At 70.2% G+C, this 21,699-nt stretch carries 22 protein-coding genes; 7 read left to right on the top strand and 15 right to left on the bottom strand.

The genetic code is table 11. The annotated features are described in order from the left end of the window. Positions 1–30 precede the first annotated feature (30 nt). Entirely contained in the window at positions 31–1,368 is a 1,338-nt protein-coding gene (gene accC / locus F8S09_RS08965; RefSeq protein ID WP_152871155.1) for an acetyl-CoA carboxylase biotin carboxylase subunit, read from the top strand. A 56-nt stretch (positions 1,369–1,424) separates the two neighbouring features. Here the strand turns inward: accC and F8S09_RS08960 are convergent, their stop codons facing one another. Continuing rightward, complete coding sequence (locus F8S09_RS08960; protein WP_152871154.1) at positions 1,425–1,649, bottom strand: hypothetical protein; 225 nt, start codon at positions 1,647–1,649, stop codon at positions 1,425–1,427. A 165-nt stretch (positions 1,650–1,814) separates the two neighbouring features. Between F8S09_RS08960 and F8S09_RS08955 the strand changes: the two genes are divergently transcribed. Beyond that, complete coding sequence (locus tag F8S09_RS08955) at positions 1,815–2,402, top strand: class I SAM-dependent methyltransferase (protein ID WP_152871153.1); 588 nt, start codon at positions 1,815–1,817, stop codon at positions 2,400–2,402. 7 nt (positions 2,403–2,409) lie between these two features. Here F8S09_RS08955 and F8S09_RS08950 read toward each other — a convergent pair whose 3' ends face one another. Then, positions 2,410–2,718, bottom strand: a complete 309-nt coding sequence (locus F8S09_RS08950) for a hypothetical protein (RefSeq protein ID WP_152871152.1) — start codon at positions 2,716–2,718, stop codon at positions 2,410–2,412. 47 nt (positions 2,719–2,765) lie between these two features. Here F8S09_RS08950 and F8S09_RS08945 point away from each other — a divergent pair, with 47 nt between their 5' ends. Together F8S09_RS08945 and rnr are read left to right on the top strand one after the other, a co-directional pair. Further along, positions 2,766–3,542 carry an exodeoxyribonuclease III gene (locus F8S09_RS08945; RefSeq protein ID WP_152871151.1) on the top strand — a complete coding sequence of 259 codons (777 nt, stop codon included), beginning with the start codon at positions 2,766–2,768 and terminating at the stop codon, positions 3,540–3,542. 257 nt (positions 3,543–3,799) lie between these two features. Next, positions 3,800–7,582, top strand: coding sequence for a ribonuclease R (rnr, locus tag F8S09_RS08940; protein ID WP_194165287.1), 3,783 nt, complete (start codon positions 3,800–3,802; stop codon positions 7,580–7,582). Between the two features lie 214 nt (positions 7,583–7,796). Here rnr and F8S09_RS08935 read toward each other — a convergent pair whose 3' ends face one another. Together F8S09_RS08935 and F8S09_RS08930 are read right to left on the bottom strand one after the other, a co-directional pair. Further along, positions 7,797–8,900 carry an App1 family protein gene (locus F8S09_RS08935; protein ID WP_152871150.1) on the bottom strand — a complete coding sequence of 368 codons (1,104 nt, stop codon included), beginning with the start codon at positions 8,898–8,900 and terminating at the stop codon, positions 7,797–7,799. Positions 8,901–8,979: 79 nt separating this feature from the next. After that, entirely contained in the window at positions 8,980–9,738 is a 759-nt protein-coding gene (locus F8S09_RS08930) for an SDR family NAD(P)-dependent oxidoreductase (protein WP_194165286.1), read from the bottom strand. Between the two features lie 75 nt (positions 9,739–9,813). On the opposite strand from F8S09_RS08930, the gene F8S09_RS08925 reads away from it, so the two are divergent. Both F8S09_RS08925 and F8S09_RS17650 read left to right on the top strand, forming a co-directional pair. After that, positions 9,814–11,055, top strand: coding sequence for a S8 family serine peptidase (locus F8S09_RS08925; RefSeq protein ID WP_152871148.1), 1,242 nt, complete (start codon positions 9,814–9,816; stop codon positions 11,053–11,055). Between the two features lie 30 nt (positions 11,056–11,085). Then, positions 11,086–11,256 (top strand): hypothetical protein, encoded by a 171-nt coding sequence (locus F8S09_RS17650; RefSeq protein WP_194165299.1) that lies wholly within the window; start codon positions 11,086–11,088, stop codon positions 11,254–11,256. Here the strand turns inward: F8S09_RS17650 and F8S09_RS08920 are convergent, their stop codons facing one another. The 5 genes from F8S09_RS08920 to tdh form a co-directional block, all read right to left on the bottom strand. Then, positions 11,257–12,093, bottom strand: coding sequence for a hypothetical protein (locus tag F8S09_RS08920; RefSeq protein ID WP_152871147.1), 837 nt, complete (start codon positions 12,091–12,093; stop codon positions 11,257–11,259). 53 nt (positions 12,094–12,146) lie between these two features. Beyond that, a complete protein-coding gene (locus F8S09_RS08915) occupies positions 12,147–12,467 on the bottom strand; it encodes a non-heme iron oxygenase ferredoxin subunit (RefSeq protein WP_152871146.1) in 321 nt (106 codons plus the stop codon). A gap of 42 nt (positions 12,468–12,509) precedes the next feature. Next, positions 12,510–13,508, bottom strand: coding sequence for a ribose-phosphate diphosphokinase (locus F8S09_RS08910; protein ID WP_322618675.1), 999 nt, complete (start codon positions 13,506–13,508; stop codon positions 12,510–12,512). Positions 13,509–13,661: 153 nt separating this feature from the next. Continuing rightward, on the bottom strand, positions 13,662–14,786 hold the full coding sequence (gene dnaJ / locus F8S09_RS08905) for a molecular chaperone DnaJ (RefSeq protein WP_152871322.1): 1,125 nt from the start codon (positions 14,784–14,786) through the stop codon (positions 13,662–13,664). A gap of 125 nt (positions 14,787–14,911) precedes the next feature. Beyond that, complete coding sequence (gene tdh, locus F8S09_RS08900; protein ID WP_152871321.1) at positions 14,912–15,949, bottom strand: L-threonine 3-dehydrogenase; 1,038 nt, start codon at positions 15,947–15,949, stop codon at positions 14,912–14,914. Positions 15,950–16,118: 169 nt separating this feature from the next. Here tdh and F8S09_RS08895 point away from each other — a divergent pair, with 169 nt between their 5' ends. After that, positions 16,119–16,544, top strand: coding sequence for a uracil-DNA glycosylase (locus F8S09_RS08895; protein ID WP_152871145.1), 426 nt, complete (start codon positions 16,119–16,121; stop codon positions 16,542–16,544). 9 nt (positions 16,545–16,553) lie between these two features. Here the strand turns inward: F8S09_RS08895 and mqnB are convergent, their stop codons facing one another. The 6 genes from mqnB to F8S09_RS08865 form a co-directional block, all read right to left on the bottom strand. Continuing rightward, positions 16,554–17,189 carry a futalosine hydrolase gene (mqnB, locus tag F8S09_RS08890; protein ID WP_152871144.1) on the bottom strand — a complete coding sequence of 212 codons (636 nt, stop codon included), beginning with the start codon at positions 17,187–17,189 and terminating at the stop codon, positions 16,554–16,556. Positions 17,190–17,244: 55 nt separating this feature from the next. Beyond that, positions 17,245–17,664 (bottom strand): organic hydroperoxide resistance protein, encoded by a 420-nt coding sequence (locus F8S09_RS08885; RefSeq protein ID WP_152871143.1) that lies wholly within the window; start codon positions 17,662–17,664, stop codon positions 17,245–17,247. Positions 17,665–17,854: 190 nt separating this feature from the next. Next, positions 17,855–19,450 (bottom strand): flotillin family protein, encoded by a 1,596-nt coding sequence (locus F8S09_RS08880; protein WP_227978598.1) that lies wholly within the window; start codon positions 19,448–19,450, stop codon positions 17,855–17,857. A 45-nt stretch (positions 19,451–19,495) separates the two neighbouring features. Next, the gene (locus F8S09_RS08875; RefSeq protein ID WP_152871141.1) at positions 19,496–20,005 is read right to left on the bottom strand and encodes a hypothetical protein; all 510 of its coding nucleotides are present in this window, start codon (positions 20,003–20,005) and stop codon (positions 19,496–19,498) included. A gap of 160 nt (positions 20,006–20,165) precedes the next feature. Then, complete coding sequence (gene pdxH, locus F8S09_RS08870; RefSeq protein WP_152871140.1) at positions 20,166–20,810, bottom strand: pyridoxamine 5'-phosphate oxidase; 645 nt, start codon at positions 20,808–20,810, stop codon at positions 20,166–20,168. Further along, complete coding sequence (locus F8S09_RS08865) at positions 20,807–21,637, bottom strand: DNA-formamidopyrimidine glycosylase (protein WP_152871139.1); 831 nt, start codon at positions 21,635–21,637, stop codon at positions 20,807–20,809. Before F8S09_RS08865 ends, pdxH begins: the two co-directional genes overlap by 4 nt. Positions 21,638–21,699: the final 62 nt, after the last annotated feature.

Here is a 21,699-nt window from a genome sequence, read left to right as displayed (position 1 = left end):
CGCTGGCGGCTGGCCGCCCCGGAGGGCAACATGTTCAAGAAAATCCTGATCGCCAACCGCGGCGAGATCGCCCTGCGCGTAATCCGCACCGCGCGGGAGATGGGCATTCAGACGGTCGTGGTGTACTCCACTGCTGACGAGAAGAGTCTGCCCGTACTCCTCGCCGACGAGTCGGTGTGCGTGGGGCCGCCCGCCTCGAACGCCAGTTACCTGAATATCCCCAACATCCTCTCGGCCGCGCTGATGACCGGCGCCGAGGCGATTCACCCCGGCTACGGCTTCATGGCCGAAAACCCCGACTTCGCGGAGATGTGCCGCGAGCACGGCCTCGTCTTTATCGGGCCGACGCCGGAATCCATGCGGGCGCTGGGGAGCAAGGCGGGCGGGCGCGACATCGCCGCGCAGAGCCGGGTGCCGGTGGTGCCGGGTACGGGCGTGCTGGACGACGTGGACGCCGCGCTGCTCGCCGCCAAGCAGATCGGCTATCCGGTGCTGCTCAAGGCCAGCGCGGGGGGCGGCGGGCGCGGCCAGAAGGTCATCCGCACCCAGGATGAACTCGCCAGGGGCTTTGCACAGGCGCAGGAGGAAGCGCGGCTGTACTTCGGGGACCCTGCGATCATCATGGAGAAGTTCCTCGAAGAATTCCGGCACGTCGAGGTGCAAGTCATGGGCGATGGCCAGGGCCACGTGATCCATATCGGCGAGCGCGACTGCTCCATTCAGCGCCGCAACCAGAAACTGATTGAGGAAGCGCCCTCGACCCTGCCCGAATCGCTGCGGCAGGAGATTCTGGATGCGGGTGTGCGGCTCGCCAAACACGTGAACTATGCGGGCGCGGGGACCCTGGAATTTATCGTGGACCGCGACGGCAACTACTACTTCATGGAGATGAACACCCGGATTCAGGTCGAGCACTGCGTCTCCGAGATGATCTCGGGCCTCGACTTCGTGCGGCTCCAGATTCAGATCGCGGCGGGTGAGGGCCTGCACCTGCGGCAAGAGGACGTGAAGCTGCACGGCCATTCCATCGAGTGCCGCATCAACGCGGAAGACCCCGACAAGGACTTCCGCCCGGCGGCGGGCAAGATTGACGACGTGCACTTCGCGGGCGGCCCCGGCGTGCGGGTGGACAGCCATGCCTACACCGGCTACGTAATTCCGCCGCACTACGACTCGCTGATCGGCAAACTGATCGTCCACCACGACAGCCGCGAGCAGGCGATCAGCCGCATGAAGCGGGCGCTCGAAGAGAGCGTGATTCACGGTCCCAAGACCACCATCCCGCTCTACATCAAGATCATGGACAACCCCTTCTACAAGCGGGGCGCCGTGATGACCAACTTCCTCAAGACCCGCATGGAGATGTGACCCACACAAGAAGAAGGGACGTGGCCTTACACCACGTCCCTTCCTCTTTGGTTGGTTTACTCGCCCGTGAGGATGTTCTTGTTGTGGTTCTCGCGGTCCTCGATGATCTTGCCGAGGATGAAGAACGTGGGGGGCCAGAAGCCCACGAACAGGCCGCTGCGCTGCTTCTCCTCGCCGCCCTTGTCGCCTTCGCCGCCGTCCGCCTTGCCAGCGGTGAAAGAACCGGCGGACATCGCCATGGACACAAAGCCGAGCACGTACATCAGGTTGGACAGTTTCATCGTTAAACCTGCCTTTCGCAAGAACTCTCGGGGAGGGTGGTCCTGCCCCGAACACGGGTCAACTCTCGCCCGCGCCCCTCGCCCGAAACGTAAATGCCGCCACGTTATAAACGTTGTGTGGAGTCTTCACAAGGAGGCTGTAAAAGCCGTGCCAGACTGCGCAGGATGACTCCGGGAGGCTGGCGGGACAGGGACGCGAGGCTGTCGCGGCAGCTGGGGCTGGGCTGGCCGGAGGAGCCGCTGCTGAACGCGCTGCGCCTCTCCCCCACCGCCCGCGTGCTCGACGTGGGCGCGGGCGAGGGGCGGCTCCTGCGAGCGCTGAGGGCACGGGGCCACCGGGGCGAAGTGGTCGGGCTGGACCCTGAACCGGGGGAAGGCGTTCAGCGCGGCGTGGCCGAGCAACTCCCCTTCCCTGACGCCTCCTTCGACGCCGTACTCCTCGTGCGTGTGCTGGCCCACCTTCACGACCCGGCCCGCGCTGTGGCCGAGGCGCGGCGGGTGCTGCGGCCCGGAGGTCGGCTCGTCGTGGCGGCGCAGGGCGAATGGCACCTCGCCCGGCTGCGGAGGCTGGGTGAGGCGCTGTGGGAGTCCCCTCCCCCACCCACCGAAGCCGACCTCGTCTTTCCGGTCGTGCTGACGCCGGAGGACGTGCGGGCACTGGCGGCCAGCTACGGGCTAAACCTCAGTGGGCGTGACTTGCCCTCCCCCCTCACGGACACGCTCCACCTGCGGGTCGAGGTGGAGCGGCGCTAAGACAGGGCTATTTATCGAAGCGCTCGTATCCGGCGGCGCTGCGGCGCTGGGCACCACGGGCGTAGTCGAGCTGCATCTCGACCGTCTCGTGGCGGCCCTCGGTGAAGGTGCTCACGGGAATCCAGTAGTTCAGGCGGTCGTCCCCGAGCTGCACCCACAGCCTTTCCTCGTCCGCAGCGTCGCGCCAGAAGGTGACGTGCGCGAAGCCATTCCCCTCGGCCCAGGTCCGCACGTCCTCCAGGACACGGGCGGCGCGGGGGTGGGTCATCTCGAACTCGCGGCCATCCTGCTCGCTCCGGAACTTGATCTCGACCATGGTGCCCCCAGGGTACCCGACCCGGCGAGGCGCTATCCTCCGCGCCGATGCTCGCGCCGCCCCTGAAGGTGACCACCCTGAACGTCAACGGGCTCCGCAGCGCCCTGCGAAAAGGGCTGGAAGGCTGGGTCGCCCGCGAAGCGCCCGACGTGCTGCTGCTGCAGGAGGTCCGCGCCGACCCCATGCCCGAGCCGTTCGCCGCGCTGGGGTACGGCAGCGCGTGGTTTCCGGCCCGCAAGCCCGGCTACAGCGGCGTGGCGATCCTGAGCAGGCACGGGCTGGAGGACGTGCGCCCCGGCATGGATCACCCTGAGATGGACGCCGAGGGCCGGGTGCTCAGCGCGGTGGTGCGTGGGGTGCGCTTCGCCAGCGTGTACTTGCCCAGCGGCAGCTCCGGCCCCGAGCGGCAGGGGTTTAAGGACCGGGTGCTGGCCGACTACCACGCCTGGACGCTGGGCACGCTCGCGCAGGGCCTGCCCCTAGTGATCGGCGGCGACTACAACGTGGCGCACCGCGAACTCGACCTCAAGAACTGGCGCGGCAACCGGGGCAACAGCGGCTTTCTGCCCCACGAGCGCGAGTGGATGAGCACCCACCTTGCCTGCGGCCTGACCGACGCGCACCGCGCCTGCCTGGGCGAGCGGGCCGAATACACGTGGTGGAGCAACCGGGGCAACGCCTACGCGAACGACGTGGGCTGGCGCATCGACTACCTGCTGGCCGCCGGGGTGGAGGTGCGGGAGGTCGTGGTGGACCGCACCGCCCGCCTCAGCGACCACGCGCCCGTGACGGGGTGGATAACGCCCGCGCCAGGGACCATCTAAGGTCGTCCTCAAGGTGCCGTCAGGTCCCGCATGGTAGACTGACCGCGCTGCCGGGTCATAGGACTGCGCCCCTGCCCCCCGCCTCCGGGCACCGCCTGGACAGGAGGGGCCGGGCGTGACCCGAGACAAGCGCGAGACCCTCTGCCCCTGGGCGAGAGCGTCGTTTCGGCTCAGATGCCTGCCCACGCCGTGTGGCCGCCCCCAGCCGGAAACGACCTCCACATAGAGTCCCACGGGCACGTCCTGATAGGTGAGGAATGCCCAGAGCGAAAAAGGAGCGCGTGGCGCCGGACGAGCTGCGGCGCACCGCCTCCGAAGAACAGACCATCCCCGCCGCCGATGCTCCGGCCACCGAAGCGCCGTCGGCTGAGGCCCAGACCTCGGCCCGCCCCCGGCGCGGACGCCCGGCGAAGGCCGCCGCGACCACGCCCCCCGAGCAGGCGGAGCCCCAAGACACCCCTCCCGCAGAGGAAGCCCCTAAGCCCAGGCGCGGCCGTTCCGTGCGGGCCGTGACCGCTCCGGCGGAGTCCACTCCTGAACCAGCCGAGCCCGCCCAGCAGGCGGTGACCGAACCCGTGCCCGCCCCCAGGCCCCGCCGTGGGCGCAAGGTGGCGGCTGCGGCATCTGACCCCACCCCGGAGGTGACGGCCGAGAGCCCGGTCACCACCGCCGAGCTGTCCGAGCCGGAAGCCCCGGTCCCCGCCAAGTCTGCCCGCCGGGGCCGCCAGCCCAAGGCAGCGGTGGCGGAGACAGCGACGGCCGAGCTCACCCCCGACCCCGTGCCCCCGGTGGCCGAGGCGGAAGCCGCCGAGGTCGCCCCAGCCGAAGCCCCCGCAGGGCCGCGTCGGGGCCGCAAGGCGAAGACCACCCCCTTGACCGGAGCCGCAGAACCGCAGCCCGACGTGCTCCCGCCCGTGGCGAGCGAGCCGACCGACCCCGTGCTGCTGGAAGTGCCCAAGACCCGGCGCGGACGCAAGGCCAAGACTGTCCCGGCGCCCGAATCCACCGAAGCCCCGCTGGACGAGGTGCTGGGTGGCGTCGAGTCCGTCGAGGTGGAAGAAGCGTCTTCCCCGGCCACCGAGGAGCCTGCCCCCGTCCTCACCCTGACGGGCGACGGGCAGTCCGACACGCCCGAACCCCTGATTGACCTCCCGCACGAGACGGAAGACGAAGACGAGGCCCATGCCGAAGCAGAGCGGGCCGAGTCGGACGACCCCGCCCGCGCGATGGTCGTGGCGCAGCTTCGCAAGCTGGGGCGCCCGATTCACGTGCGCGATCTGGAACGCACCTTCACCCGCCAGATGCTCGACCGGCTGGGGGGCTGGCGCGACCTCGAAGCGCTGCTGGACGACCTGACTCGCACGGGTGAGGTGATCCGCACCCGCAAGCGCACCTACGGACTGCCCGAGGCGATGAACCTCGTCCGGGGCCGCTTCCAGGCGTCGGCGGCGGGCTTCGGCTTCGTGGTGCCGGACAGCAATATGGGCAAGGGGGGCGGCGAGGACTTCTATGTCGCCCCCGAGCACACGATGGAAGCCTGGAACGGCGACATCGTGCTGGTGCGAATGGAAGGCCGGGGCGACGGGGGGCGCGACGGCGGCAGCCGGGGACCCCGCCGGGGCCAGCGCGGCGACGGCAGCCCCCGCGCGTCGGTGGTCCGCATCGTGCAGCGGGCCTACAAGCAGCTCGTGGGCACGCTGGAATTCAGCAAGGGTCACCCCATCCTCAAGCCCGACGATCACCGCGCCCGGCACCGCATCCTGCTGCTGCCGCAGGGCATCGACGAGTTGCACAGCGGCGCCCGCGTCGTGGCCGAGCTGTTCTGGCCCGAGGGCACCGGCGAGGACGAGGTCTTCGGGCAGGTCACCCGCGTGCTGGGCGAGCAGGACGACCCCGAAACCGAGACCGAGGCCGTCATCGTCAAGTACGGGCTGCGCGGCGACTTCCCGGAGGACGTGCTGGAGCAGGCGAACGCCATTCCCACCCAGATTCCCGAGGAAGCGCTGGTGGGCAGGCTCGACCTGCGCGAGTTCAACATCTTCACGGTGGACGGGCGCGACGCCAAGGACTTCGACGACGCGATTCACATCCAGCCCACGCCGGAAGGCACCTTCGTGGTGGGCGTCCACATCGCGGACGTGAGCCACTACGTCACCGAGGGCAGCCCGCTCGACAAGGAAGCCTACGCCCGCGCGACGAGCGTCTATCTGCCCGGCCGGGTGCTGCCCATGCTGCCCGAGCACCTCTCCAACGGGGTGTGCAGCCTGGTCCCCTACGAGGACCGCCTGACGATGACGGCGCTGGTCGAGCTGTCTGCCGAGGGCGACATCCTGAAGGTGCAGCTTGCCCCCTCGGTGATCAACTCCAAGGCGCGGCTGACCTACGACGAGGTGCAGGCCTACTCGGAAGCGACCGCCACCCTGCCCGACCACGCCCGGCATCTGGAGGGCGACCTCCACCTGCTGCTGAAGATCACGACCAAGCTGCGCCAGAAGCGCCTGCGCGAGGGCTCGCTGGACTTCAAGCTGCGCGAGGTCAAGGTGGACGTCGGGCCGGACGGCCGCATGGAACTGATCCCCATCCGCGAGGAAACGGCGCGGGGGATGATCGAGGACCTGATGCTGCTCGCCAACAAGGTGGTGGCGCACGAGCTGCTTCAGCGCGAGATTCCGGCCCTCTTCCGCATCCACGAGGAACCCACCCTCCAGAAGTTCCAGGAGGTCACGGCGGCCATCGCGCGGTTGGGCATCTCCTTCCCCGGCGGGGAACCCACCCCGCAGGCGTACCAGGCCGTGCTCAAGGGCGTGCGTGGCACCCCGCGCGAGAGCGTGGTGAACACGCTGCTGCTCAGAAGCATGCAGCAGGCCAAGTACGCGGGCGAGAACCTCGGGCACTTCGGCCTCGCCTTCGACGAGTACCTGCACTTCACCTCGCCCATCCGCCGGTATCCCGACCTGCTGGTCCACCGCGTCCTGAAGGGGATGCTCTCGGGCGAGCTGCGGGCCAGCAGCCGGGCGGTGAACGACCTGCGGGCGAAACTGCCCGGCATGGGCGAGCACACCTCCGAGCGCGAGCGGGCGGCGGCCGAGGCCGAGCGCGACCTCACCAAGTACTACCAGGCGAAGTGGGCGCAGGAGCACCTCGGCGAGACCTTCCCCGGCAACGTGTCGGGCGTGGTGTCCAGCGGGCTGTTCGTGGCGCTCGACAACGGCGTGGAGGGCAAGCTGCACATTTCCAACCTCGACGACGACTACTACATCTACATCGAAGACGCGCAGATGCTGCGGGGGCGCTCCAATGGCCGGAACTTCCGCCTCGGGGACAGCGTCACCGTGACCATCAGCCAGGTCAACCCGCTGGCCCGGCAGATCGATTTCACCCAGGAGACCGATATGGAAGGCAACCCCATCCGCCCCCGCGCCCGGCGCCGCGAGGACCGCGAGGCCGAGAAGCGCGAGAAGCTGCAAACGGTCAGCACCGCCGCGCCCCGCAAGTTCACCCTGGACGACCCCCAGCCGGCCCGCCCGACTCCGGCCTCCCGCCCCACGCGGGACCCCCAGGCCCAGGGCAGCCGCGAGGGGCGCGACCGCGACCGGGGTGGACGCCCCGGCGGTGCCTCGGGCACCCCCAACGGCAGCGGACGCGGTGGCCGCAGGGTCATCACGCTGGAGCGGCCACGCAACGAGCACCTGCGCCCGGTGAACATCACCGTGCAGCGGATGTACTTCGGGGACTGGACCGTGGAGAACCTCCCTCCCGACGAGGGGAGCCACGGCGAGGGGGGCCGCTCCGGGGGACGCCGCTTCGGGCAGGACGGGCGCGGCGGTGACCGGGGCGGCCGGGGTCCGGCCTACTCGCGCGGCGCGAACGACCGGGGCGCGGTGCGGGACCTGAACGGTCGCCCCGGCAGTGGCCCCCGTGGTGGGACGCCCCGCTCCAGCCAGCCCCAGGCCCAGCCGCAGCAGGCCGACGCGGGCGGGGACGCCAACCGCCGCCGCCGCCGCCGGGGCCGCCGGGGCGGGAACGGCCCCCAGGGCTGAGCCACACCTACACCGAACGAGCGGGCCAGGGGGAACCCTCTGGCCCGCTTTCTTTGGCTAGCAACTAGAGCATTTGACGAAAGAAGATGTTCGTCGAGTTGATCTGGGCGCCCCCTCACCCCTTGCTTCGCAAGGCCCTCTCCCACGAGGGGAGAGGGTCAGAACGGCACTCATTCTTCTGTCAAATGCTCTAGTCGCTGGCGCCTCTCCTCCTCTACGTCTCGTACGTCCGCGCCACGCTCGTCAGCACGCTGCGAAACTCGCCCGGCGTAATCAGGCCCATGCTCATCGCGTGGCTGGCGGCGTTCAGGCTGTCGGCGGCGAGCACGAGGTCCACGCCCGCCTTGCGGACCTCTTCGCGCAGCTTCAGGACGCCCTCGTCGCGGCTGGCCTCGGTCACGTCGCGGATATACACGGCCAGCACCCGGTCGGGGTGGCGGCGCACGACCTCGGCGTAGATTTCGGGGTCCTTCTCGCCGCTGTCCCCGATCAGCACGAACTTCAGGTCGGGGTAGCGCCCGAAGATGCGCTCGATCACCCCATGCTTGTAGCCGCCGTGCCCGCCCAGCAGATCGAAGCCCCAGTTACGCAGGAACAGCGGCCCCAGCGGAATGCGGCGGTAGTCGAGAAACTGCCACAGCAGGTCGAAGAAGTTCCAGGGGCTGCTGGAGACGTAGAAGATCGGGTTGCGGGCCTCGCCCTCGCGGGTCAGCGCCCGGTACAGCGCACCCACGCCGGGAAAGGGCAGCCGGGTGCGGGCGTTGCCGGTCAGCGCGGTCATCAGCATGCGCGGCAGGCTGGTCACGTCCGACTGAATCACGGTGTCGTCGAGGTCGCTGATGATGCCGAACCGGGCCTCCGAGACGACCTGCACGCGGGCGCGGGTGCTCCCCTCGCGGCCCTCGATCTGAAGCTGCGCCTCGTGCCAGCCGGGAGCGAAGGCGTCCCCGCCCGGCGTGGGGGCAAAGACCAGGGTGAAGTAGCCGTCGGTGGTGCTCACGTCGCTGGCGGTGACGCCCCCCAGGGTCCCGGTCACGCGCACGCCGCCTACCTCGCGCGAGAGCAACCGCCGCAGCACGTTGCGGAAGTTGCGCCAGCGCGGGTCGCCCTTCTTGGCGGGCGCCAGGGTGCGGGGCAGCAGCACGCGCCCCTGCACCTCCACCGACTGCGGGGTGCCCCAGCCGACATAGGGCTGCAAGATCAGCTTGCCGCGTGCCCGGCGGGGCTGCACGTAGCCGCTCACCGCGTGGTCGAGGGCCAGCACGCCCCGCTCCAGCGCGGGCTGAATCGCCTTGAAGGTCGTCTTGGCGGAGATCATCTCGGAGGTCAGTCTACGCAAGCGGCCGCGCCAGTGGGGCTGCGCGGGCCTGAAGGGAAACTTGTGGCGTGCGGGCGGCCTACCCCTCCCGGTGGTCATACCGACGCCGGATAATCCGCGCCGACACCCGGTCCCCTAGGGCGGGGAAGAAGTGGTCGAGCGCGGCCAGCACCGCGTACACGCGCGGCACGATGACCTCGCGGCGGGGGCGCTCCAGCACATCGGCCACCGCGCGGGCGACGACCTCCGGGCCGGGCATGGGCAGGCGGGCGGAGGCCGTCATCTCGCTTTTCACGAAGCCCGGCGCGATCAGGCTGACCGTGACCCCGGTGCCCTGAAGCTCGCGCCGCAGCCCGTGCGAGAACCCGCGCAGGCCGAACTTGCTCGCCGAGTACATGCCGTTGGTGGCCGCCCGCCCCGCCACCGAGCCGATGTTGACGATGTGGCCCCGCCCCCGCGCCCGCATGGACGGCAGCACCAGCCGGGTCAGCTCGATGGGAGCTTCCAGATTGACCCGCAGCACCCGCAGCGGATCGGGATCGTCCCACCACCAGCCGCGCTCGACGGTCACGCCCGCGTTGTTGACGAGCACGTCAACCGGGCCAAACTGCGCCTCCGCCGCCGCCAGCAGTGCCCGGCGGTCGGCGTCCAGGGTCACGTCGGTGGGCACGGCCAGCACCCGCGAGCCGGAGGGGTCGAGGCGGCGGGCCAGGGCCGTGAGGGTGTCGGCGCGGCGGGCGGCCAGCACCAGGCGGTGGCCCCGCGCGGCGAGGGCCTCGGCGGTGGCGAGACCGATGCCGCTGGAGGCCCCGGTCAAGAGGACAGTCTGGGGGGTCATGCCCCGCATGGTAGTGCGGCCCCGGTCCGAGGAAGCCCTCAGCCGCCCGTCAGCCCCACACGCCAGACTGCCGGGATGAAGCGTGCCCGTGCCCTCCTGCTTTCCGTTGGCCTGCTGGGGGCATCTGCCCTCGCCGTGCCGCGAATCGTCCCGCTGCCCACCCCACCCGCGACAGCCGATCTGCCCGAACTTCAGCCCGAGCCGAGCCGCCCACAGCCCCTCGCGCCGCTGCTGCCGCTGGACGTGACACCCGCGCCGACTCCCCGGCCCTCCCCCACCCCGGCGGGGACCTACCGACCGGGCGACCCCCTCTTCCTCCGGCAGTGGAACCTGACCGCGATCCGGATGTCGGGGGCGTGGGCACAGCTCGCGGGCACTGGGCGGGGCGCTCCGGTGACAGTGGCCGTGCTGGACACCGGGTACGTCAACACGCCGGAACTCGCCGGACGGCTGGTGGGTGGCTACGACTTCGTGTCGGACGCGGCGCGGGCCGGGGACGGCAACGGGCGCGACCGGGACGCGGGCGGGGTGGGCGAGGCCGCCTACCACGCCGAGGTGATCGGCAACCTGATCGGCGCGGCGCATGACGGGCGCGGCATGGCGGGGATCAATCCCCGCGCCCGCGTGGTGCAGGTGCGGGTGGCGGGACAGGACGGGCTGGTGGACCCGCAGGACCTCGCGGACGGGATTCGGTGGGCGACGGGCCTCCCGGTGGCGGGAGCACCGGCAAACCCCAATCCGGCGCGGGTGCTCAACCTCAGTCTGTATGCCGACTTCATTCCGCTCACCGGGTGCGACGCCCGCATTCAGGCTGCCGTGGACGCGGTGACGGCGCGGGGGGTGCTGGTCGTCGCTGGGGCCGCCAACGACGGAGCCGACGCCGCCGGGTACTCGCCCGCCGGGTGCCGGAACGTGCTGACGGTGACGAGCGTGTCGGAAGGTGGGCAGCGCCCCGGCTACGCGAACTGGGGCCGCACGGTGGCCCTGGCCGCGCCCGGCGGCGATCGGGGGCGGGGCATCCTGGCGAGCAGTGTGACCGGACCGGGTGGCGAGCGCAGTCCCGACGGCACCAGCCTCGCCGCGCCGCACGTCTCCGGGGTCGCCAGCCTGCTGTTCGGACTGAAGCCCACGCTCACGCCCGCGCAGGTGCGCGACCTGCTGACCCGCACGGCGACGCCCTTTCCCGGCGGGCGCTGCGACCCCGATCCCCGCAAAACCTGCGGGGCGGGGACCCTGAATGCGGAGGCGGCGGTGCGGGCGGCGCTGGCCCCTGCCGTCACGCCGGGCGGGACGCTCCGCCCCAGAGGGGTGCGCTAGGGTGGGAGGGATGAAGATCCGGAGAACCCTGTGAACGCTCCCGCGTGGCGCATCTGGCTGGTCGTCGCCCTGATGTGCGGCTGGGGCATCCTGGGGATTCGCTTCGTGCAGAAGGGGGACGTGATCTTCGCGGTGCTGTGCGCGGCGCTGTTCCTCTCCAACGCCGTGACCCTCTGGCGCCTCACCCGCAACGGGAAGTAGTTAGCCCAGGGCCACGCGGCCCAGCCGCCAGCCCCGCGTGCGCGAAGACCGGATGAGGTCGCGCACGGGCAGCACCACCCGCGCCGTCATCCACGTCTGCGAGGGCTTGTGCAGCGCCCAGCCACCCCCCAGGGTGACGGCGGCGTGCTCCACGTTTCCTGCGGCGTTCCGCCATACCAGCACTGTTCCTGGCACGTCGTCGCGGCCACCGGGCCGGGTATGTTCCGCCAGGAAATCCTCGAAGGGGTCACGCTGCATCCATTCCCGCTCGGCTCCCGGCACGCCCGCCGCGCCCATCACCGTGCTGAAGCAGTTGGGGCCGCTGGCGTGGGGGAAGGTTCCTGCCAGTTCACGGGCTCCGGGAAGGACACTCGCCGCTGCGTCCCAGACGCGTTCCGGCACCTCGGCTCGCTGACACGTCCGCTGATCCTGCGCGACCACTCTTGCCAGGACAGCGGGCGACAGCAGGGACGGCCGCCACACGAAGCGCGAGCCGGGGAGATGGGGCAACAGGTCGGCAAAGTCCCGGATGCGGGGCACGGCACCCCGGCCATGCCGCACCTGTGCCTGCACCAGTGCCCGGCGCGAGGCTGGGGAAAGGGACAGCCACTCCGCTTCGGTGAACCAGGTGACGTGGTCAGCCCCAGGCGCGACCCGCCACAGCGCGAACGTGTCCCGCTCCTCGGGCGTGAATCTCGCCTCTGCACGGGGCACCGTGCGAAGCCCTAGCCCCCGCGCTTCCTCGCCCGTCAAGAAGAAAGGCTGACGCTCCGGGGCCAGCCAGGTGCGCCACGCGGTCAACAAGTCCTGCGGGACGGGGATATTCAGCACGTGCATGACTCGCACTCTCTCACGCCCAGCGCCGTGCCCCATCCGTCAAACGGCCTGCCTCACAGCGGCTCGACGTAGACCTCGCCCGTCTCCAGCACCGTGCGGTAGAGCTTCACGGGCTTGACGGCGGGCAGCGCTCTGGCCTTGCCAGTGGCGAGGTCGAACTTGCCACCGTGCTTGACGCAGGTGATACGGCCTGCGCTGACCTCGCCGCCCAGCAGGGGAAAGTCCTTGTGGGTGCAGTTGTTGCGCAGGGCGTAGAACTGGCCCTCGTAGCGGACGACGACCACGCTGAGGCCATCCACGCTCACCTCGGTCTGGCTGCCCTCCGGCAGTTCCGCCTCCAGCCCAACCCGCACCCGCCCGTGTGTCTCGCTCATCGGGGCGAGTCTAGCGGGCGGGTGGGAAAAGGGAGGGAGAGGTTACTCGAACAGCGTGCTGACGCTCTCGCCCGTGTGGATATTGGCGATGGCGCTCGCGAAGAGGGGCGCCACGTCCAGCACGGCGAGTTTGCCGTTCGAGGCGGCGATCTTCTCCGGCGACACGTACACGGTGTTCGTGCTGGCGACCTGGGTCACGTCGAGGGCCGCGATGCGCTCGATGGCCGGACCCGTGTACACGCCGTGGGTGACGGCCACATACACGTCCTTGGCGCCCATGCTCCGGGCCAGATTCACCGTCTCCACCAGGCTCCCGGCGGTGCTGATCTCGTCGTCCACGATAAAGACGGTCTTGCCGTCCACGTCCCCGATCAGGGCGCGGGGCCGGACCTCGGTGTCCGAGATCCGCTCTTTGTCGATCATGGCGAGGCCGGAGTCGAGGCGGCGGGCGATCTGCGAGGCCCGCTTGATGCTGCCCGCGTCAGGGGCCAGCACCACGCCGTTGTGGGCGTCGGGCACGCAGCCCTTGAAATGCTGGCTGAGGACCACGTCGGCCGAGAGGTGATCGACCGGCACCTTGAAAAAGCCGTGGACCTGCGGCGCATGCAGGGTCATGGTGAGCACCCGGTCAGCGCCCGCCGCCTCCAGCAGATCGGCGACCAGCCTCCCGGCGATGGAGATGCGCGGGCTGTCCTTCTTGTCGCTGCGCGAGTAGGAATAGTACGGAATCACCGCCGTGACCCGGCCCGCCGAGGCGCTCTTGGCGGCGTCGATCATCAGCATCAGCTCCATGATCGCGTCGCTGACAGGCGTGGAAAAGCTCTGGACGATGAAAATGTCGCCTTCGCGCAGGGACTGCTCGTAGTGGACGATCAGGTTGTCGTTGGTGAACTTCTCGGTCTTGCTGTGCCCAAGGGGCACGCCGAGGTTGTCGCAGATCGCCTGCGCGAGCGGGCGGTTGCTCTGTCCGGCGAACACCAGCAGCGGGTGGCGGCGGCTCTGGGTCAGGCGCTCGGTCAGGGGGCTGGGGGAGACGGTCACGGTGGGATACCTCCGGGGAAAGGTAGGGGGGCAGGGACGTGTCGCCGCAGGGCGGACCGCTCAGCAGCATACCCGCCCCAAACACATTCGCGCAGAGGCGGGGGAGCGGTTCCCCTCTCAGGAACACCGCTCCCCCGCCCTCCGTGACGACGGTCAGTCGCCCCGGCCGAACAGCTTGCCGACCTTGCCGAGCAACCCTTCTTTGTGCTCGTTCACCTCGTCGCCCACCGCGCGGGCATAGGCGTGCAGGGCTTCTCTCGCCTCGGGGCTGAGGGCCGACGGCCTGGGCACGGAAAGCTGGTACTCCACGATCAGGTCGCCCACCCCCGACCCCTGGAGGCGGGGCATCCCCTGCCCGCGCAGGCGGTGCAGTTCGCCATGCTGCGTGCCCGCCTTGACCTCCACCGTTTGCGGGCCGTCGAGGGTAGGCACGGTGATCTCGCCGCCCAGGGCGGCCTTGGCGAAGCCGATGGGCGCCGTGTAGATCAGGTGCTCCTGTTCGCGGCGCAGCTCGGGGTGGGGCTGCATCTCGATATGCACGTACAGGTCACCGTTGCCGCCCGGCCCGTGGTTGCCGCGCCCGGCCACCCGGATGCGGTAGCCCTCGTCGATGCCGCGCGGCAGCTTGACGGGCACCCGCTCGGTCTTCAGCGTATGTCCGCGCCCCTTGCAGACGGTGCAGGGGTCCACAATCGTCTGGCCCTCGCCCCGGCAGGTGGGGCAGGGCTGCTGCGTCTCCACGACGCCGAAGATGGTGCGCGCCTGCGCCCGCACCGCGCCTGCGCCGCCGCAGGTGGCGCAGCTCTTGGGCGGCTGCCCGCCGGGTTCGGTGCGGCTGCCCTGGCAGTGGTCGCACACCGTCAGGCGGTCCACCTCGACCTCGATCTCCTCGCCCGCGCGGGCCTGCTCCAGCGTGATCCGCGCCTCGACTTCGATGTCGTCGCCGCGGGCCGGACCCCGGCGCCCGCCGCGCCCGGCCATGCCCCCGAACAGTTGCTCGAAGATGTCCATCGGGTCGAAGCCCGCGCCGCCCATGCCGCCGAAGGGGTCGCCGCCGGGCATCCCCGCTCCCGGCGCCGAGCCGAAGCGGTCGTAGTGCGCCCGTTTCTCGGTGTCGGAAAGGACCGCGTAGGCCTCGTTGATCTTGGCGAACTGCTCGGCGGCGCCCGGTTCCTTGTTGCGGTCGGGGTGGAACTTCAGGGCCAGCTTGCGGTAACTGCTCTTGATTTCGTCGGCGCCCGCACTCCGCGAGACACCCAGCAACTCGTAATAGTCCATGTGTTCGTTTTGCCGGGCCTGCACCCGACCTCCGGGGTCAGGTTAACACGAGCGGACTCAAGAAAAGTAGGCGTGGCCCGACAGATCGGGGTCTGCCGGACCACGCCCTGGGCTGAGCCCGCCGCTTACCGCCGCGCCTCCCAGTCCAGAATCACCTTGCCGCTCTGCCCGCCCAGCATCGCGTCGAAGCCCTGCTGGAAGTCGTCGATGGAAAAGCGGTGGGTCAGAATCGGCGTGAGGTCGAGGCCGGACTGAATCAGGGCCGTCATCTTGTACCAAGTCTCGAACATCTCGCGGCCGTAGATGCCTTTCAGGGTCAGCATCTTAAAAATCACGTCGTTCCAGTCGATGTCCACCCGCCCCGAGGGAATGCCCAGAATGGCGACCTTGCCGCCGTGGTTCATCACCTTCACCATCTGCGCGAAGGCGGCGCCCGACCCGCTCATCTCCATCCCGACATCGAAGCCCTCGGTCATGCCGAGTTCGGACTGCGCGACTGACCAGAGGTCTTCTGTCGCCACGTTGACCGCGCGGGTCGCGCCCATCTTGCGGGCGAGGTCCAGGCGGTACTCGTTCACGTCGGTCACGACGACGTTCCGTGCTCCCACGTGCCGGGCGATGGCCGCCGCCATCACGCCGATGGGACCCGCGCCCGTGATCAGCACGTCCTCACCGACGAGATCGAAGGACAGCGCCGTGTGGACCGCGTTGCCGAAGGGGTCGAAGATCGCCGCGATCTCGTCGGGGATGTCGTCGGGGAGCTTGAAGGCATTGAAGGCGGGCAACACGAGGTACTCGGCAAAGGAGCCGGGCCGGTTGACCCCCACCCCCAGCGTGTTGCGGCAGAGGTGACGGCGCCCGGCGCGGCAGTTGCGGCAGTGCCCGCAGGTGACGTGCCCCTCGCCGCTCACCCGGTCGCCGAGGGCAAACCCGCGCACCTCGGACCCCATCCCGGCCACCACGCCGACGTATTCGTGCCCCACGACCATCGGCACAGGGATCGTCTTTTGCGCCCACTCGTCCCACTTGTAGATGTGGACATCGGTGCCGCAGATGGCACTGTTCCGGATGCGGATGAGCAGGTCGTTGGGACCGGGGGTGGGCACCGGGGCCTCGACCATCCACAGGCCCTCGCGGGCTTCTTGCTTGCTGAGGGCCTTCATGGTGGTGGGAAGGGTGAGGTCAGGGGTGGCGGCGGGGGCAGTCATGGCAGGGGGGCCTCGGGGTGGGAAATGGGGCGAAGCGGAGCGGCAACCCCCGCAGGATAGCGCCCGGCCCCCGGCGAAACGGTCACGGCCTCCCCACTGCGGGCAACCGCGCTAATCTGCCCTCATGAGCCAGCCCATGAACCCCCAACAGCAATTCCGCAGCGCCCGCAGCGGCCGCAACGTCGTGCCCGGCTGGACCCACCTGGTCCCAGGGCAGCCCGACACAGTGGAAGTGCAGCTCAATGTGGACGCCACCGACCTCGGTCGCGACCACGCCCTGCTGCTCGTCGAGTACTGGGCCACCCCGGATGACGTGACCCTGCAAAGCATCTTGCCGGTGCGGGCCTTTCGGGAGGCTTCGGACGGCTGGTGCGTGTTCGTGCCGTCGCGGGGGCGGGTGCTGATCCGGGCCATCGACCCACAACCCGCCCCCCCGGTATTGGCAAGCCACTGGCTGAACATCGAGCCGCAGACCCCGGTGGGGACGGTGGTCAGCGTGGCCGTGAAGTTCCCCGGCGGCGCGGAGGGTACGGCCCCGCTGAGCAGCTGAGCCGTTCGGTCAGCCTGCCGCCCCCGCCAGCAGCCCCTCCAGGCCCCGGCGGGCAGCGGCGAGCGCTTCGGGAATGCGCCACGCGGCGCGGTCACGCGGGCCGACCGGGTTGCTCACGCCCCGCACCTCCAGGGCCGGGACGCCAGCCAGCAGCGCAGCGTGGGCGACCCCCGCCCCCTCCATCCCCTCGGTGAGCGCTCCGGGATAGCGGGCGGCGAGCGCCTCCGCCGCCTCGTGGCTACCCGTCACCGTGCTCAGGGTCAGGGCGGGGCCAAAGGCAGCTCCAAGCCGGGTGGCGAGCGCCTGCGCACCCTCCCAGACTTCGAACACCCCCGCGTGTGTCCCCTGCGGCAGCACCGACAGCCCCAGCACGTCCAGTCCCAGGAAAGCGGAATCGTCCCACGCGCCGAGGTCCGCCTGCACGATGCGGGACGACACGGCGAGGTCACCGGGTTCCAGGCCGCTCCCCGGATACGCCCCGCCGATGCCCGCGCTCACGGCGAGGTCGTAGTGCCCCCGCCCCAGCGCCGACGCCGTAGCGAGCGCCGCCGCGACCGGGCCGACCCCACTGACCACCACGTCGGCGGGCAGGTCGGTGAGCCGGGCGGCTTCCCCGGCGGTGGCGACGACGATCAAGACACGCATGGCCCACAAAGTAGCGCCCCAGCCGGAGCCGGGGCGCTGCGAGCGTCGGGAACGTTTACTCCGCGACCTTGAGGCGCACGTCCACGTTGCCGCGCGTCGCCACGCTGTAGGGGCAGACCTCGTGGGCGGCGTGCATCAGCGCCTCGCCCTGCTCGCGGGTCAGGCCGGGGAAGCGGCCTTCGAGTTCCACGTCGAGGGCGAAGGCCAGTCCACTTTTTTGCAGGCCCACGCGGGCGGTAATGGTGCTGTCGTCGCTCAGCTCGATCTTCTGGCGGCGGGCGGCCACCCCCAGCGCCCCCTGAAAGCAGGCCGCGTACCCGGCCGCGAACAGTTGCTCGGGGTTGGTGCCCGCGCCGCCGTCGCCGCCGATCTCGCTGGGCACGCTGAGGTCGAGGTCTAGGCGGCCGTCCGTGCTGCGGGCATGGCCCGAACGGCCCCCGGTGGCGCTCGCTTCTGCGGTGTAAAGGTTGCTCATGGCGGACATGATGGCCTGTCGCGGGGGCAAAAAAAAGGACACCTGCCCACGCAAGCGTCCTGTTGAGGCGAAGCTTTAAAGCTCTGGAAAGAGAGAGGCCGGGCACCCTGAGCGCGGGCGGAAGGGCCTGGAGACGGGCTCGGGGGCGGATTCATTCCGGCTCGGCATGACAACTTCTTGTGCCGAACCTTCAGGCATCGCTCTTCACCGGGACCGGGGACGGCTGCACCGCGCTCGCCCCGTTGCCCCGGGGTTTGCCCCGGTCTTGCAACAGGCTCAGCAGGTTGACCCCGGTCGCGTTCTCGACCTGCTCGACCATCCCGATGATGTTGGCGGGGAGGGTCTGCATGGCGCTGCGGGTGGCCTGCCCGTTGCCCGAGTCGATCACGGTGAGTTTGTCGATCTGCATTCCCTGGACGCTGGCGGCGAACTGCTCCACGATGCCGGGCAGCATGTTCAGCACGTAGGCCCGCTCGCCCTCGGGTCCAGCCTGGCGGAAGGCGTCCACCATCAGCGCGACAGCCTGGGCCTTGGCGCGGCCTTCCTCGATGATGGGGGCAGCGGCGGCCTGGGCCGCGAGCAGTTCGGCTTCGCGCCTCGCGCGGGCAGGGGCCACCACGTCGGCCTCGAGGCGCTTCTGGTTGAGGACCACGCGCTCCTGCTCCAGCTCCTGCTCGGCGACCACGCGGGCGCGTTCGGCGCTGACCTTGGCCTCGTTCTCGCGGGCGGCGGCGATGGCCTCCAGCTCGGCGCGGCGCACGCGCAGTTCGTTCTCGCGCTCGAGGATGGCCTGCTGCGCGACCGTCTGGGCGACCTGCGAGCGCTGGCGGGCCTGGGCCTCGACCTCGGCGGCCTCGGCGTTCTGCTGGGCCTCGATGGTGCGGGCCTGACGCTGGGCCTCGGCGCGGCGCTGGCGCAGGGTGGCTTCGAGGGCCGCCTGCTCCTGTTCGAAGTTCTGGGTGGCCCGCACCTTGGCGAGTTCGGATTCCACCGTCGCCTCGTTCTGGCGGGCAAGCTGAATCGCGTTGAGTTCGGTGCGCCGGACCTCCAGCTTGTTCTGCTCCTCGATGATCGCCTGCTGGCTGATCGCCTGCGCGACCTGCGAGCGCTGCTGCGCCTGCGCCTCGGCCTGGGTCGCTTCGGCGTTGCGCTCGGCCTCGGCGATGCGGGCCTCCTTGAGCACCTCGGCGGTCTTGCGGCGGCCGATGGAATCGAGGTAGCCGCCCATGTCGGTCACGTTCTGAATCTTGAGGGTGTCGAGCTTGATGCCGAGGTTGTTGGTGTCGTGCTCGGCCTCCTCGATCAGCGCTTCCGCGAAGCGCAACCGGTCCTCGTTGATCTCCTCGGGGGTCAGGGTCGCCACGACGCCGCGCAGGTTGCCCTCCAGGGTGTCGCGCACGATGGAAGTGAGGTTCTCACGCGGCACGTCCAGAAAACGCTCGATGGCGTTGGAGAGCTGCGGCTCCTGCGCGTTGATCTTCACGTTGGCGACCGCGTGGATCTTGAGCGGGATGCCGCCCTTGGAATAGGCGTTCTCGATGCTGAGGTCCAGCGGAATGGTCGTGAGGTCCATCCACGACACCTTTTCCAGCACCGGGATGCGGAAGGCCCGCCCGCCCCGGATCACCCGGTAGCCCACCGTGTCGCCCTCCTCGGTGCGGCGGCTGCGGCCCGAGATGACCAGCACGCGGTTGGGCGGCACCACGATCAGGAAGCTCTTGATCAGCGCCAGCACGAGGAAGATGCCCAGCAGGATGAGAAAGGCGGTCACGAGGGTTACGGTCATAGGCAGCTCCTTGGAGAGAAGGGGGTGAAGGTCAGGGTGTGAGGCTCAGGGGTCGCGCCCATCCCAGGCGCCCACGTCGAGGATGCCGCCCTGCACGCCCAGGACGATCACGGCGTCTCCGGCCCGCAGGGGGTCCGCGCTGCGGGCGAGGGCATGTTCGATCTGCCCAGCGACCGTGACGGCCACCTTGCCGGGGCGCCCCGGCGCGGGAGGCACCAGGACCTTGCCCGTGCGCCCGGTCAGCCGCCCCGCCCCCCCGCTGACCTCACCGCGCGTGCGGGCCAGCCGGAAGGCGAAGGCGGTAAACCCGCCCACCGCCAGCCCGGTCACCAGGGCCATGACGAGTTGCCCCACCCCACCCAGGCCCAGCAGCCCCGCGACCGTTCCCGCCAACCCGAAAAAGGCCGCGAAGCTCACCACCGAGCGCAGCGAGAACCACGAGGCGAGGTCGCCTGCTTCCGGGTGATCGGTGGGCGCGTCGTGGTCGTGCCCGCCCACCAGCGAGAGCACCAGCAGGCCGCCGCCCACGATCAGGCACAGCAGATAAAAGTCCATGTCCAGGGGGTCCTCCTCGCCTTAAGGTACGCGGGGAGGGAGGTGGAAGTTGCCGCAGAAGCGGCCTGCCGCCAGCTTCCAGTGACCAGCACCAGAAGAGGCAGAGTGCTTGAGCATGAGCACTCCGCCTCCTCTTGGTGTTGCTGACCGCTGAAAGCTGTTACGGCATCAACCGTTCCACCCGCCACCCCTCCCCCGCCCGCGTGTACCGGAAGCGGTCGTGCATCCGGTTGCGGCGGCCCTGCCAGAATTCCCACTCGGCGACGACCACGCGGTAGCCGCCCCAGTAGCCCGGCTTGGGGACGGGCGTGCCCTGGGGGTAGCGGGCCTGCAACTCGGCGAACTTGGCCTCCAACGCTTCCCGGTTTTCGATGGGCGCACTCTGCGGGTCGCTGGCGTGGGCGGCGAGCTGGCTCTGGTAGGGCCGGGCATGGAAGTAGGCGGTGCTGTCTTCCTCCAAGACACGCTCGACCCGGCCATACGCCCGCACCTGCCGCTCCAGTTCGGCCCAGTGGAACAGCACCTCGGCCTGCGGGTTGGCGGCGAGGTCGTGGCCCTTGCGCGAGTCGTAGTTGGTGTAAAAGGTCAGGCCGTCCTCCTCCGCCCCGCGCAGCAGCACGGTCCGCACCGAGGGCCGCCCGGCGGCGTCGGCAGTGGCGAGGCTGAGGGCATACGGCTCGCGCAGGTCGGCGGCGAGGGCTTCCTCCAGCCAGGCCCGGAACTGGAGGAGGGGGTCAGGGTTGAGGTCGGCGCGGCGAAGCTCAGCGCGGGTGTAGGACAGGCGCAGACTGGTGAGGTCGGTCATGCGGGGTCCTCCGTTCGCCGGGGCTGGCAATGGGGGCAGAAGTGGGTGCCGCGCTGTGCGAGCACGATTTTCTGAATGGGTGTACCGCAACGGGGGCAGGGCTTCCCGGCATGGCCGTAGACGGCGTGGCGGGTCTGGAACGCGCCCGGCTCGCCGTCGTGCTGGCGGTAGTTGCCGAGACCGTCGCCCAGGGAGCTGCCGCCCGCCTCCACCGCCTCGTGCATGACGTCACGGACGGCGTGGTAGAGGCGACCCGCCTCCTCTGGGGTCAGGCGAGTCTGGGCCGGGTGAATTCGCGCCCGCCACAGGCTCTCGTCGGCGTAGATGTTGCCCACGCCGCTCACGGGCTTCTGCGAGAGCAGCCAGGGCTTGACGGCTCCGGCAGTCGCGGCCAGCCGCACGAACTCCTCCTCTCGGAAGTCCTCCGAGAGCGGCTCCGGCCCCATCGCCAGCAGGGTGGGCATCCCGGCATACACGCCGCGTGGCACGACGGCCATCTTGCCGAAGCGCCGGGGATCGTGGAAGTAGAGGGTGCCCGCGTCGGTGGTCAGCGTGACGCGGGTGTGCGGCCCTTCCTCCAGCCGGAAGCCTCCGGTCATGCCGAGGTGCACGATCAGGTCGTGTTCCTCGCCATCGGCTTCGGCGGCCGCGAGATGCAGCATCAGGTACTTGCCCCGGCGCGACAGGCCGCTGACCTGCCGCCCGTGCGCGAGGTGGGTGTCGCGGTAGCGGTGCGGCGCGTCGTGCGCGACGCTGAGGATGGTGCGCCCGGCGAGCAGCGGCTCGATCTTGCGGCGCGTGGTTTCCACCTCGGGCAGTTCGGGCATATGCGGCGAGGATAGCGGTCCAGCGTAGGCGAAACAGGGCGCTGCGCCGCCCTATGCTGGCC

The sequence above is a fragment of the Deinococcus terrestris genome (genome assembly GCF_009377345.1).
GTDB classification, from domain to species: Bacteria; Deinococcota; Deinococci; order Deinococcales; family Deinococcaceae; genus Deinococcus; species Deinococcus terrestris.
The sequence above is the reverse complement of the archived record's forward strand: the minus strand, read 5'-3'. Positions and strand labels throughout refer to the sequence as shown.

Coding starts and splice junctions, on each gene's coding strand:
- accC (WP_152871155.1), top strand. CDS start 31: ATGTTCAAGAAAATCCTGATCGCCAACCGCGGCGAGATCGCCCTGCGC.
- F8S09_RS08960 (WP_152871154.1), bottom strand. CDS start 1,649: ATGAAACTGTCCAACCTGATGTACGTGCTCGGCTTTGTGTCCATGGCG.
- F8S09_RS08955 (WP_152871153.1), top strand. CDS start 1,815: ATGACTCCGGGAGGCTGGCGGGACAGGGACGCGAGGCTGTCGCGGCAG.
- F8S09_RS08950 (WP_152871152.1), bottom strand. CDS start 2,718: ATGGTCGAGATCAAGTTCCGGAGCGAGCAGGATGGCCGCGAGTTCGAG.
- F8S09_RS08945 (WP_152871151.1), top strand. CDS start 2,766: ATGCTCGCGCCGCCCCTGAAGGTGACCACCCTGAACGTCAACGGGCTC.
- rnr (WP_194165287.1), top strand. CDS start 3,800: ATGCCCAGAGCGAAAAAGGAGCGCGTGGCGCCGGACGAGCTGCGGCGC.
- F8S09_RS08935 (WP_152871150.1), bottom strand. CDS start 8,900: ATGATCTCCGCCAAGACGACCTTCAAGGCGATTCAGCCCGCGCTGGAG.
- F8S09_RS08930 (WP_194165286.1), bottom strand. CDS start 9,738: ATGACCCCCCAGACTGTCCTCTTGACCGGGGCCTCCAGCGGCATCGGT.
- F8S09_RS08925 (WP_152871148.1), top strand. CDS start 9,814: ATGAAGCGTGCCCGTGCCCTCCTGCTTTCCGTTGGCCTGCTGGGGGCA.
- F8S09_RS08920 (WP_152871147.1), bottom strand. CDS start 12,093: ATGCACGTGCTGAATATCCCCGTCCCGCAGGACTTGTTGACCGCGTGG.
- F8S09_RS08915 (WP_152871146.1), bottom strand. CDS start 12,467: ATGAGCGAGACACACGGGCGGGTGCGGGTTGGGCTGGAGGCGGAACTG.
- dnaJ (WP_152871322.1), bottom strand. CDS start 14,786: ATGGACTATTACGAGTTGCTGGGTGTCTCGCGGAGTGCGGGCGCCGAC.
- tdh (WP_152871321.1), bottom strand. CDS start 15,949: ATGAAGGCCCTCAGCAAGCAAGAAGCCCGCGAGGGCCTGTGGATGGTC.
- F8S09_RS08895 (WP_152871145.1), top strand. CDS start 16,119: ATGAGCCAGCCCATGAACCCCCAACAGCAATTCCGCAGCGCCCGCAGC.
- mqnB (WP_152871144.1), bottom strand. CDS start 17,189: ATGCGTGTCTTGATCGTCGTCGCCACCGCCGGGGAAGCCGCCCGGCTC.
- F8S09_RS08885 (WP_152871143.1), bottom strand. CDS start 17,664: ATGAGCAACCTTTACACCGCAGAAGCGAGCGCCACCGGGGGCCGTTCG.
- F8S09_RS08880 (WP_227978598.1), bottom strand. CDS start 19,450: ATGACCGTAACCCTCGTGACCGCCTTTCTCATCCTGCTGGGCATCTTC.
- F8S09_RS08875 (WP_152871141.1), bottom strand. CDS start 20,005: ATGGACTTTTATCTGCTGTGCCTGATCGTGGGCGGCGGCCTGCTGGTG.
- pdxH (WP_152871140.1), bottom strand. CDS start 20,810: ATGACCGACCTCACCAGTCTGCGCCTGTCCTACACCCGCGCTGAGCTT.
- F8S09_RS08865 (WP_152871139.1), bottom strand. CDS start 21,637: ATGCCCGAACTGCCCGAGGTGGAAACCACGCGCCGCAAGATCGAGCCG.